Origin of the sequence: Streptomyces sp. B5E4 (genome assembly GCF_039871555.1) — a bacterium.
GTDB lineage: Bacteria > Actinomycetota > Actinomycetes > Streptomycetales > Streptomycetaceae > Streptomyces.
Genome location: NZ_JBDPMI010000007.1, coordinates 80,115 through 92,284, shown reverse-complemented (window position 1 = coordinate 92,284; position 12,170 = coordinate 80,115). Strand labels below are relative to the sequence as shown.

General features: G+C 72.9%; 7 protein-coding genes. 6 read left to right on the top strand and 1 reads right to left on the bottom strand.

Annotated elements, in window-relative coordinates; all coding sequences use genetic code 11:
• The first annotated feature begins 92 nt into the window (after positions 1–92).
• The 6 genes from ABGA99_RS11980 to ABGA99_RS11955 all read left to right on the top strand — a co-directional run bounded on the left by ABGA99_RS11980 (position 93) and on the right by ABGA99_RS11955 (position 11,609).
• The gene (locus ABGA99_RS11980) at positions 93–491 is read left to right on the top strand and encodes a hypothetical protein (protein WP_347577676.1); all 399 of its coding nucleotides are present in this window, start codon (positions 93–95) and stop codon (positions 489–491) included.
• A 204-nt stretch (positions 492–695) separates the two neighbouring features.
• Entirely contained in the window at positions 696–1,907 is a 1,212-nt protein-coding gene (locus ABGA99_RS11975; protein ID WP_347577677.1) for a sulfatase-like hydrolase/transferase, read from the top strand.
• Positions 1,904–3,301 (top strand): sulfatase, encoded by a 1,398-nt coding sequence (locus ABGA99_RS11970; RefSeq protein ID WP_347577678.1) that lies wholly within the window; start codon positions 1,904–1,906, stop codon positions 3,299–3,301. The genes ABGA99_RS11975 and ABGA99_RS11970 overlap by 4 nt, the downstream gene beginning before the upstream one ends.
• A 134-nt stretch (positions 3,302–3,435) precedes the next feature.
• Positions 3,436–8,337: a DUF4132 domain-containing protein gene (locus tag ABGA99_RS11965; RefSeq protein ID WP_347582619.1), complete on the top strand. Its 4,902-nt coding sequence runs from the start codon at positions 3,436–3,438 to the stop codon at positions 8,335–8,337.
• 214 nt (positions 8,338–8,551) lie between these two features.
• The gene (locus ABGA99_RS11960; protein WP_347582618.1) at positions 8,552–10,186 is read left to right on the top strand and encodes a class I adenylate-forming enzyme family protein; all 1,635 of its coding nucleotides are present in this window, start codon (positions 8,552–8,554) and stop codon (positions 10,184–10,186) included.
• An 88-nt stretch (positions 10,187–10,274) separates the two neighbouring features.
• Positions 10,275–11,609 (top strand): FAD-dependent oxidoreductase, encoded by a 1,335-nt coding sequence (locus ABGA99_RS11955; protein ID WP_347582617.1) that lies wholly within the window; start codon positions 10,275–10,277, stop codon positions 11,607–11,609.
• Positions 11,610–11,786: 177 nt separating this feature from the next.
• Here the strand turns inward: ABGA99_RS11955 and ABGA99_RS11950 are convergent, their stop codons facing one another.
• Entirely contained in the window at positions 11,787–12,011 is a 225-nt protein-coding gene (locus ABGA99_RS11950; RefSeq protein ID WP_347582616.1) for a hypothetical protein, read from the bottom strand.
• Positions 12,012–12,170: the final 159 nt, after the last annotated feature.

Below are 12,170 nucleotides of genomic sequence, written 5' to 3'. Positions count from 1 at the left end.
TGCAACCCGCGACGTCCCCGACCCCGTACTCCTCTCATGCAAGGGCTTCGGCAACGGCCGGGGCCGGTCCACACCTCGCATCAGGAGTCACCTTGACGACACCTCACCGCAGGCGTCCGCGCCGTCTGATCCTCGCGGCATCCGCCGCGGGTGTCCTGACCATCGGCGGCCTGGGCGCCCTCGCCCACGCCACCACCGGCACCGAGAAGCCGGCCGGCGGCCCCGGCTCGCGGGAGTCCGCGATTCCGAGCGAGATGCCCAGCGAACCGACACCCGTTCCCTCAGAGCCCGGCACTCCCAGCGAGCTGCCCAGCGAGCCGACACCTGTCCCCTCGGGGGCTGAAACTCCGAGCGAGATGCCGGAAGAGCCGACAGCCGTTCCCTCGGAGCCCGGCACTCCGGACAACGAGACCGGAGAGCCGACGCCGGCCCCCGAAGAGACCGGCACTCCCACGCCTCTCGCGTCCGGCGAGCCCTCCCCCGAGTGGTAGAGCCGACCGTGCGGTGACCGCCGCGTCCCCGGTGACCGGAGTGGGCCGGCCCCCGGGGACGAGGAGGCCCTTCGGGCTCAGCGAGGGGCTCCCACTTTCGCCTCACAGTGGAGAAAGTTCGCCCTCTCCTCGCCAAAGATGTTGGCGGCCTGATGAAAGTCTTCTATGGTCGACATGTTCCTGTCATGGGAGAGAGGCGGGGCCATGATGCCACCGAACATTGTCGTGGTTCTGGCGGACGACCTGGGCATCGGTGATCTCGGCCCTTACGGCTCACGCCTCATCCGCACGCCCGCGATGACCCGGCTAGCGGCCGACGGCGTTGTCTGCGAGGCGATGTACGCCGCCGCCTCGACCGACACGCCGTCGCGCGCCGGCTTGCTCACCGGGCGCTACGGGGCACGCTACGGCCTGCCCGCCTCCACCGCCCCCGGCACCGACGCCGGCCTGCCGCCGGACGCGGTCACCGTCGCGAAGCTGCTCGGGAGCGCGGGCTATGCCACCGGGCTGTTCGGTCAGTGGCGGCTCGGCGCGGGGCCGGGCCGCCATCCGCTCGATCACGGCTTCGGCCGTTTCGAGGGCACCCTGTACGGCACCGACGTCACGCCGCTGGCCTGGTACGAGGGGCGGAAGGCCGTCGTGGACGACGCCGACTCCGCCCTGGCCGCGCGCCGCCTCACCGACGCCGCCCTCGACTTCGTCGACGACCACCGCGACGGCCCGTTCCTCGCCGTCCTCTCCCACCTCGGACCGCACGCCCCCTACCGGGTCGAGCCCCGCTTCCACGGCGCGTCGGCCGCCGGCGCCTACGGCGACCTGGTCGAGCAGCTCGACCACTACCTCGGCGTGCTCCTGCGTCACCTCGACCGCAGGAGACTGACCCGCCGGACGCTGGTGATCGTCACCAGCGACAACGGCCCGCGCTACGAGGGACGCAACCAGGAGCGGCGCGGCCGCAAACCCGAGGTCTTCGACGGCGGCGTCCGCGTCCCGTTCCTCGCGTCCTGGCCTTCCGTCACCCGCCGCACCCGCGACGGGACGCCGCGCTCGTTGCTGGACCTGACGCCGTCGCTGTGCGCGCTCGCCGAGGTGGAACCGCCGGACGGCCTCGACGGCGAGGACATGTCCGCGCTGCTGTCCGGCCGGCCCTCCCCCGGCCGGGGACCGGTCTACCTCTTCTTCAACGAGTGGCTGAACGCCGTGCGCAGCGACTGCTGGAAGCTGCACGTCGCGTTCGGTGCCCACAGGACCGCGTACATGCCGCAACTGTTCGACGTCACGGCCGACGTCCGCGAGGCGTACAACCTGGCCGCGCTCAACCCCGGCGTCGTGGAGCGGCTGCGCGGGCCGTTGGAGCAACTGCGCGACGACGTCGCCGCCGAGGCCGCGGCGCGGAAGGAGACGACGACCGTATGAGCGTCCAACCCGGCGAAGCCACTTCTTCTACGCCGTCCGCCACCCGACGGACGGTCCTCAAGGGGTCCGGCGCCGTGGGCCTGGCCGCCGTCGCCGGCGTCGGCGCCGCCGTCCCCGCCCACGGCGCGGGAGGCACCGCTCCGAACGTCGTGATCGTCTACTGCGACGACCTCGGCTACGGCGACCCCGGTTGCTACGGCTCGCCGCTGGTGAAAACGCCCGTCATCGACGGCATGGCGCGCCGCGGTATGCGGTTCACCGACTTCTGCGCAGGCGCTCCCACCTGCACCCCGTCCCGCGCCTCGCTGCTGACCGGCTGCTACGCGCCGCGGGTGAACCTCGCGACCGTGCTCTTCCCCGACCACACCAATGGGATGTCGTCGCGGGAGACGACGCTCGCCACGTACCTCAAGGGAGCGGGCTACGCGACGGCCCACCTCGGCAAGTGGCACCTCGGCAACCCCGCCGTCGACCCCGGACTGCACCCCATGGAGCACGGCTTCGACCGCTACTTCGGTCTCCCCTACTCCAACGACATGGCGCCGCTGCCGCTCTACGACGACCGTGAGATCGTCGAACAGCCTGTGGACCAGGCGAGCCTGACGCGGCGTTACACGGAGGAGACGGTCTCCTTCATCCGCGCCCATGCCGACCGGTCGTTCTTCGTCTACCTCGCCATCACCCAACCGCACGAGCCCCTCGCCTCGGAGTTCGCGGGCCGCTCGGCGGCGGGCCCGCACGGCGACTCGGTGGAGGAGATCGACCACTACGTGGGCGTGCTGCTGGACGAGCTCGACGCCCTCGGCGTCCGCGACAACACCTGTGTGATCTTCACCAGCGACAACGGACCGTGGTACGTCGGCAGCGCCGGGGACCTGTACGGCCGCAAGGCCGAGACGTACGAGGGCGGCCAGCGCGTGCCGTTCGTGGTCGAGTGGCCCGCCGTCGTGCCGGCCGGGGTCACCTACCGCGAGCCCACCTCCCTCGTGGACCTTCTCCCGACCCTCCTTGAGGCCGCCGGCGTCGAGCCCGACCCGGATCGCACCATCGACGGCCACAGCATCCTGCGTGCCCTGACCACCGGCCGCCGGGTGGACCGCGGCGACCTCTTCTCCTACGACGACCAGCGGACGCCGTCCGTCGGCAACTGCAACGCCGTACGGCGCGGCGACTGGAAGCTGCACGTGGGCCGCGTGCCCGGACCGTACTTCACCGGCCGCTCCTTCTCCCCCACCGAGGAACTGCCGCAGCTCTTCAACCTCGCCCGCGATCCCGGCGAGTGCTACGACCTCTCCCAGCACTACCCCGAACTCGTCGCGACGCTCACAGCCCGCATCGAGGAGTTCGACGCCGCCCTGCGGGCCGACCACGCCGAGCGCTACGGCGCCCCTTGACGCCTGCCGACGACCGGGCTTCCCCACCGGCTTGGCGTTGCGGAGCAGCCCCCCGGCAGGAGGGGCAGCACATGAACCATCCGTTCCCCGCCGAGTGTCAGAGGCGTGATCAATAATGGCGCGCCATGGGATGGATGGGGATAGCGACGGGCCACGAGCTCACCGTCGAGGGGACGCGGCGGCCGGTGCTCGCCTGCCGGACGGCCGCGGGCCGCGTGCTGGCCAAGGTGCCCGCCGACGTCAGAAAGGATCCGACCGCGGTACGGCTCACCGCCCTCTGCGCCCGGCTCGGCGAGCACGCGACGGCGGTCCACGACCAGGTGGAGTCCTGGATGGTGCGGTCACTGCCCGTCCCGGCCGCGGTGTTCGCGGCCGTGTGGGACGACCCGGTGTGGCGCGAGACGCTCACCGACCTGGTCATCGCCCCGATCGTCGACGGCGCGCCCGACGTCGGCCGCTGCGTTCTCCTGTGTGAGGGCGCGTGGACGGATGCGGACGCCTTCGCGATCCCGCACCCGCTGCTGCTCGGTGACGAGTTGGCCGTCTGGCGGGGACGGAACCTCACGCAGGTGGTCGAGCAGGTGGGCCGCGAGGTGTGGACGCGTCCCGCGAGCATGGACCGTACGTTCGGCGTGGTCGACACCTTCGGATACGTGGACGCCCGCTACGAGAGCGGCGCCGCGTTCGAGCGCCGCGTGCACGAGTTGCGCGGGCGCATCAAGAGGGACAGAGCGCGGTTCACCGTGCATGCGCCCGAGCCGCTCGGCGTCGAGATCGAGCTGGACTGGAGCGGGCCGATGAGCCCGGCCTCCATGTCGTGGCTGAGCTTCACCGCGGGCGGCCGGGAGATCGGCGACATCGCCTGGTCCGAGGGCGTCCGCATCCTCATGGCCCTCTACGCCGACCGCACCGTGGACGGGACGGAGCCGGCGATGGAGGCAGCCGAGGCGTACGCCCACTACTGCGACGCCTGCCAAGGCGAGCCCGGCACCGTGGTGCCCTCCCGCATCGCCGGCCCGACGCGCGACGTGCTGCTGAGTGCCGGGGCGGTGCTGCCGGGCACGCCCACCGGCTCCGACGAGGACACATGCGTCGCCGTCCGCTACGCGCACTCCGTCCTCGACGAGCCGGTCGTCGAACTCGTCCGGCACGCGGCAGTCAGCGGCGACAAGGCCGAGAAGTCGGTGTACGACCTGGCCCCCGTGGCGCAGAACGGCGTCGGCACCGTGCACGCGGGCCCGCTCGGCTTCCTCGCGTCCGCCCTGCACCGGTACCCGAAGCAGCGCGCCCGCATCCTGGCCGCGCACACCGACCTGCGGGCCGCCCGCGGCGTGGCCGCACGCAAGCCCGGCCTCGCGCGCACCGCGCTCATCCGCACCGGCGACGATCTGGAGACGCACGAGCCCGAGTTGCTGCCGCCGTTCTTCGAGGAGTGCGCGCGGATCCTGGCCGACGCGGGCAGCGTCCGTTTCGCCGCCGCCTTCTTCGAGAAGGCCCGCGCCGCCCAGGACGCACACGCGCTGCCGGTCGACGAGGCTGCGCTCGTCGCGGCGCACCTCGCCGCGGGAGCGGACACCGCCGGGACGGCCACGCTCAAGAAGCACGGCAAGCGGCTCGCCGCCCGGCATCCCGCCCCCGATGCGTACTGCTGGCACCGCACCCTGCTCACCGCGTGGTGCGAGGAAGTCCCCGACGGCGCGGACGGCGCCCTGGCCCTGGCCGACGGCTGGGCGGAGCTGGCGAAGGCCGCCGGGCACGCGCCCGGCGGCCCCGAGGACGAACGCGCCGTACGGGCCCTGCTGGACAGCGGCTGCATGGAGTCCGCACCGCAGGCCCTCTGGAAGTTCGTCCTTCCGTTGCTCGGCCCGATGGCACGGGCGGACGCCGGCATCGGCCGTGCGCTCGTCGGCATCCTGCCGCTGCCCGCCAAGGACACCCCCCGGGCGAAGAGCGCGGCTGCGTCGCTCCTCCTCGCCAACCTCGCGGGCGCGGGCCTGACCGCCCCGTTCACCCGCTCCCCCGGGCTGGCGGGGGCCGCCGCGCAGGACTGGCTCGGCCGCTTACTGAAGCGGTACGCGGGGCTCGCACTCCCCGTCGCCGGTCTCGGCGACCTCCTGCACGACGCCGGTACGAAGCTGCGCGCCGAGGGCCTCGCCTGCGACGCCCATGAGGCGGTGCTGGGAGTGGACGAAGACGAGGTGAACCGCTGGGAGGAGACCGCCGCGGACCTCCCGCTGCTCGATCTCCTCCTGGACAGCGGCGTCCCGCTCGCGCGGCCGAAGCTGCTGCACACGTTCAAGCTGTACGACCGGCTCGCCGCCGGAACGGGCACCGATCTGGCGGCCGTTGCCGCCGACCCGCACTGGGCTCCGCTGCTGCGCGACGCGATCGTGGGCAACGTGACCAACCAGCTCAACGTCACCGAGCCCACCGTCCCGAAGCAGGCCGCCCCCGAGACCGTACGGGCCCTGACCGCGACGCCGGGAACCGCGCAGATCGTCGCCGCCATCCTTGCCGAGCATGCCGAACGGATCTCCCTTCAAGGGCTTCCGGATGCGCACGCCGCCCTGTGCGACGCCGAACGGTTCACCGTCGCCGGCGTCCCCGGCCCCCTCCTGGAGAGCGTCCGGACGATCGCGACCGGAACGGACCCGGTCCGCTCCCTCGCCGCCACGCTGAGCGGCGGCATCCTCGACGAACTGGAGCTGCCCGCCTTCGTCCCCGGCCACGTCCACACCATCACCGACTACCTGGAAGAGAGCGGCACCGATCTGCTGCTGATCGAGTCCGGCCGGCTCTGGGAGCACAAGTTCCGCGCCTGCGTCGTCACACCGCGGGGAGTCGGGCCGTCCCACGGCTTCGGCACGTACGAGCCCATCTCCAGCCGGTCCCACGAACGGACCGAGGCGCGCGACCTCTACGACCGCTGCCTGATCGCCGTGAACGGCCGGGTGACCGTACTGGACCACGGCGGCCCGCACTGCCCGCACGGAAGCGCGCACCCCGCCGCCCGCCGCGTCCTGCCCGCCGACGGTGAACGGGTCGCCTTCCCCGGCGGCGCCGAGGCCACCGTGTGGCGGGGCCAGGACCGGATCATCGAGCTGCGGGACCCGGCCGGGCGGACCATCGGCCGCTACGTCCGCGGCTGGGGCCGCGTGCCCGAGCACGATGGCGCCGAGAACATCAGCACCGTCGCGGACCACCGCTACGCTGCCGGGACCCGCCTGGTCGCGCCCCCCGGCCGGTGGTCGGCGATGTCGCCGCGCGACCCCGAAGGATCCAGGGCGCTGCGTACCGTCGACGAGAAGAAGGCGCAGGCCCTGATCGACGTCGCGGACGCCGCACTCACCGCCGACCTCATGCGGGTGCTGGACCCCGAGAGCGATTACCGGGAGAAGACCGCCGTGCGCGACGAGTTGGCGGGACGGCTCCGCCCGCTCCTGCCGGAGATCACCGACGACTCGCTTTGGACGGGCGTCACGTTCCTGGTGTGGACGGCCGTCGAATGCCGCGAGCGCGCGTTCGCCCTGCTGGGACGTCTGGGGGCCACTCCCCCGCCCCACCTGCGCCCGGCGCCCGCCTCCGCGGCACCCGCCGTCCGGCCCGAGGCGTCCGCTGAGTTGGCCGATCCGGGGCCTGAGTCCGCCTACGAGAGGATCGTCCACTTCACCCGTGCCGCCGTCGGTGTGCCGTACGACAGGAAGATCGCGGTGTTCGACTCCTCCGCCGTCAGGGGGGTCGAGAACACGCTGGGCCGCCTGGGCGCCGCCGTTCTCAAGGCCGCGTGGGGCAACGGCGGCGGGCGCGCGCAACTCCTGAGACTGGCCGCCGTCCCCGAACTCCTCCGTACCGACGGCACCTGGCACGTCGCCCGGCTGCGCCCGGAGTACAACCTCGGGCAGATCCACTCGGGCCGCGGTCCCCTCGCCGCCGCCGCGGTCGCCGACTACGAGAAGGTGGGCCACGGCTATGCCGTCACGGCGCTCCTCTACACCCCGGACGGCCCCGACCAGCTCCTGTTCACGCGCAACCGCGTCGTCGAGCTGCGGACCTGCCGTGGCTGGGGCGACCCGGAGCGGCTCAGGCGGGCACTCCGCCTGATCGCCGAGAACGGCCCGCCGCCGGTGGACCGGGAGGCGACCGTGCGGGCGTTCGCCCAGGCCACCGGCCTGTCATCGGCCCAGTGCCTGATTCTGCTGTCCCCCTCGGCCCGCACGCTCTCCTGGCCGGACGGCTGGGCCCGGGGCCGCGTCGCCGCCTTCCGCAAGGACGACGCCGACCGTGCCCGCGAACTCGGCCTGAACGAGCACGAACTGCGCATCGCCGCGCTCTCCCTGGAGGCGCTCACCACCACCGACGAGGCCGTCGAAATCGTCGAGTCCCTCATGCCCGACGACCCCGCCGGCCTCTGGCGTACGGGCCCCGACCTGGACCGGGCGGTCGCGTACTGGACGGAACGCCACCCCAGGCTCACCCCGCTCACCGCCGCGCAGTGGGCCACCCTCGCCTCCGGCGCCGAGGACGCCCTCAAGGCGCTGTGCGCCCTGCTCGGCGAGCGTCCGTCCGCTCCGCCGCTGGGTCACGTCGCCCGCGCCGCAAGGCTTCTGGCCGACCGCCTGCCCGAGGACCATCCCGCCCGTACGACCGCCGCCACCCGCCTGCGTGACCTGCACACGCACGTCACCGCCCCGGACACGGACCTGACCATCGCCTCCGGGGTCACCTCGGTCGACGCCCTGGAACGAGCCGCCGGAGCGACCGCGGTCCACCTTCCAAAGAGCAGGCTGGCCATCGGCGAGGCACTCACCCTGGAGCCCGCCGGGGACGGCTACCGCGTCTGCCTCCGCCCGTCCTGCTGGTCCGACCTGTCCGTGCTGCCCCCGGCACTCCGCCGCAGCGGCGCCACCGATGCCGCCCTGGTCATGGAGGACCTGCGCTTCCTCCGTTCGTCCGAGCCACTGGAGGCGGCGGCCCGGCTGGAGCGTCGCCGCTCGGGCGACGACGGGGGTCCGATGCGCGTACCAGACGCTCCCTGACTCACGCTTCCGCTTCGCCCCGAAGGCTTCCCGCCGCCGAGGAACCGCCGGCCTCCCCACCAGGAGGGCGGCTGCTTCCTGCTATACGCGGTTCGCGTATTGCCATACCGGTTGCTATGGCAGCGTGCCCGGCCGGTTCCTAGTCTCGTGCACTACTTCAGCGTTGAGCCTCACTGGCACACGAGCCACAGCGGCTCATGCATGTGATTCGGTCATGGGGAGAGCTGAAATGGTCTTTCGCAAGCACCCGACTCATCTGGGCGTGCTCTTCGACTGGCACGCGGAGTCCAAGCAGCAGACTGTTGCCCACCTGGACCGACCCTTCGACATCGCTCCGGACGGCGGGGAGCGCTACGACGCCGTGCAACTCGCCGAGGTCGTACGGGATCTCTCCGCCCGACTGCACGCTGCGGGCGCCCGGCGCGGCGACCGGGTGGCCATCATCAAGGACAACCACCTCGACCTGGTGCTGATCGCCGCCGCGGCGGCCCGGTTCGGCGCCCTGCCCGCCACCATCGCCGCGATCAACAAGCCCGAGGCGCACCGGAAGATGCTCGAACGCCTCGAACCGTCGGTCCTGGTGGTCTCCCCCGGCCCGCTGGCCCGTGCCGCAGCCGCAGGCATCGAGCTGGCCGGGCCGGGCACCCGCGTCGTGGTCGTGGGCGAGATCGGCGAGGGGGCTCCGCAGGACGCGCTGACCCTGGCAGAACTGGACGGCTCGAACACCCCGCCGGTGCACCTGGGCGGGTCCAAGGAGCCGATGCTGGTCATGCACAGCTCGGGCACCACCGGCACGCCGAAGCTCGTCGTGCATTCCGCCGGGACCCTGCTGGACGGCGTCGCCAAGATGGAGCGCATCCGGTTCCCGGTGCTGGCCAGCAAGCACCGCGACGTGGCGGCCACCTCGATATCCTTCGCGCACGGCCGCTCCGTCTCCTGGCTGACCGGGCAGTTCGTCCTGGCCCCGGAGAAGATCGTGATCATCTCCCGGCACGACACCGGCACCGCGCAACGGATGATCAGCCGCCACAGGCCCACCGCGCTGGAGGCGAGCCCCAACGTCTTCCAGCGCTGGGAGGAACTGGTCCGCGACGAGCCGGAGCTGTTCGCGCGCGTCCGGCTCTACGTGGGCACCTTCGACGCGGTGCACCCGCGGACCGTCCGTACCTTCCTCAACGCGTCGGGCCGCCGCTTCCCGGTGTGGCTCCAGGGCTGGGGGCAGAGCGAGGTGGGGCCGATGTGCTTCACCCTGTTCACCAGGGGCCGGATGCGCAAGGCCCCCGAGGGTTCCTCGGTCACCAGTGACATCGGCTGGCCCTCGCCCGGTCTCACGCGCGTCCGGCTGGTCGACGCCGAAACCGGCCGCCGGGTGGGCCGGGGCAAGCCCGGCATCATGCTGGCCGCCACCAAGGCCCGTTGCCTGGACTACCTCGGCGAGTCCGAGCGGCACCGGGAGAAGGTCAGCGGCACCTGGTGGAACACCGGCGACGTGGGCGAGCGCGGCCGGTTCGGAAGGCTGAAGCTGGTCGACCGCGAGGTGGACATCATCCCCGGCGTCAGCGGCATCGAGCTGGAGAGCCTCCTGCTGGACCGGCTGCCCGACGCCCAGGAGGTGACGGTGCTCGGAGTGCCGGACGGCCCGCCCGTACCGGTGCTCTGCATGACCGGCGACCGCCTGGACCCCGGCCAGTGGCGTACGGCGACCCGGGGGCTGCCCGAACTCGGCGAGCCGCGCCTGGTGCCCTTCGACGACGTGCCCCGTACCGCCACCTGGAAGGTGCGGCGGATCGACCTGCGGGAACAGGTGCTCGGCAGCAAGGAGGGCCTCGGCACCGGCCGTTGGACCTGACCGCCCGCCCCGGACACCGCGGGAGCGCCCGCACGCACACCCGGGAACCGTCGTCGGCGCGCCGCGTCGCCCGAGGAGAGGAAGAGCTTTGACCGATATCGACATCGCGGTGGTGGGGGCGGGGATAGCCGGGTTGACCACCGCGCACCGGCTCGCCCGGGAAGGCCACCGAGTCGAGGTGTTCGAGTCCGAGGACACTGCCGGCGGGCGGATGCGCTCCGCGCGGATCGACGGGTACACCATCGACCGTGGAGCGGAGACCATCAGCCCGTACGGCTACCCGGCCACCTGGGAGTTCATCGAGGAGCTGGGGCTCGAACGGCGCGGGGAGCTGCACCGCATCGAGCACCCGGTGGGGCTGTGGCAGGACGGGCGGACCCACCCGTGGGTGGGGCACCCCAAGTCGCTGCTCACCGGCGCCGGACTGAGCTGGCGCGGCCGGGCCCAGATGGTGCGGATGCTCGTTTCGGGCCGGGGCAAGGGCGCCGTCGACCCCGATCGCCCGGAGGAGTCCGCCTACGGCGGCATGACGCTGGAGCAGTACGGCGAGAAGTACGGCGAGGAGCTGGTGAACCGCTGCCTGGGCCCGGTGGCCACGGCGGCGTTCGGCTGGCTGCCCGAGCGGAGCGCGGCATCCCCCATGCTGGCGGTCATGCAGGGCACCCGGGGCATCTACCGCTGGCAGACGTACCGGGACGGCCAGGACACCATGGCCCGGACGCTCGCCGAACGGCTCAAGGTGCACGTGTCCACGCCTGTCCAGCGGATCGAGCGGGAGGGACGGGGCGTCCGGCTCGGCTTCGGGGACGGCACCGAACTCACCGCCAGGGCCGCCGTGCTGGCCCTGCCGGCCCCGCAGATCTCCGCGCTCCACCCGGGGATGCCGGAGGAGGAAAGGGCGTTCGTGGAGGCGTCGACCTTCACGACCATGATCCGGGTGGGCGTCATGCTGGACCGCCCCCTGGAGCCCCGCCGCAGCGGCCGCCGGCCGCATCTGTACGCGTTCGTGATGGCAGCGGGCGAGGACTCGCTGCTGTCCGGCGGCACCGCGGAGCACAACAAGTGCCCGCACCGGGTCCCCCCGGGCCGCGGCCTGGTCACCCTGCTGGTCTCGCCGCGCCGGGCCGCCGAGGTGTACGACCTGCCCGACAAGCAGGTCCTCGACCGGGTCCTCGACGAGAGCGAGCGGTTCATCGACGGGATGCGTGAGGCGTACGTGGGGCACCAGGTGACCCGCTGGCGCCACGGACTGCCGGAGGCGCCGCCGGAGGCACTCGCCCTGCGCGGGGCGTTCACGCGCCGCGAGGCACAGCCGATCGAGTACGCGGGCGACTGGCTGTACCTGCGGCCCAGCAGCGAGGCGGCGATCGCGTCCTCGAAGCCCGCGGCCGACCGCGTGCGTTCCTGGCTCGCGGACGACTGACCCGCCTCCCGCCGTCGCGGACCCCCACGCCCACCGGGGCCCCGCCCCGCGCCGGCGCACCCGTCGGCTCTGTCCTCCCCGGGCGACCACGTGCGCCCGGACTCACCGTCGATCTCCCGGCCGGACACGGTCGGGTGGGGCCGCCCGGTACTGCCCGTCCGGCCCCCCGCGGTGGCGTTAGCCGATGAGGGCACGCAGCACGGGCACGCTGCTGCCGGCGCTGAGGAGGCCCGCCAGCGCCGCACCGGCGGCCGGTGTGCCGCTGAGATACGCGAGGTTGCCGACGGCCTGGCCGATGACGACCGCTGTCACGAGGATGATGGCGGTGTGCTGCGTGATGAACGGATCGCTCCGGGGAGTCTGCGGCGGGCGCGGCGGCGTGGGGGTGGACGGCTGGCTCACGTACGGCTCCGGGGGTGTCGTCGGTGTCGGACGCCCGCTGGTACGTCAGGGCCGGCACGGCACCCCACGGAGCGCCTTTCGACGCCCACAGTGCTGAAAAAATCTTGAGGAGGCCCGTGGGCTCCTCCGGAGCGGTCCACGTACAAGGGGGAGTCTGTG

Excerpts from the sequence above, each read along its gene's own strand:
- ABGA99_RS11975 (WP_347577677.1), top strand. The coding sequence starts at position 696 with ATGATGCCACCGAACATTGTCGTGGTTCTGGCGGACGACCTGGGCATC.
- ABGA99_RS11970 (WP_347577678.1), top strand. The coding sequence starts at position 1,904 with ATGAGCGTCCAACCCGGCGAAGCCACTTCTTCTACGCCGTCCGCCACC.
- ABGA99_RS11965 (WP_347582619.1), top strand. The coding sequence starts at position 3,436 with ATGGGGATAGCGACGGGCCACGAGCTCACCGTCGAGGGGACGCGGCGG.
- ABGA99_RS11960 (WP_347582618.1), top strand. The coding sequence starts at position 8,552 with ATGGGGAGAGCTGAAATGGTCTTTCGCAAGCACCCGACTCATCTGGGC.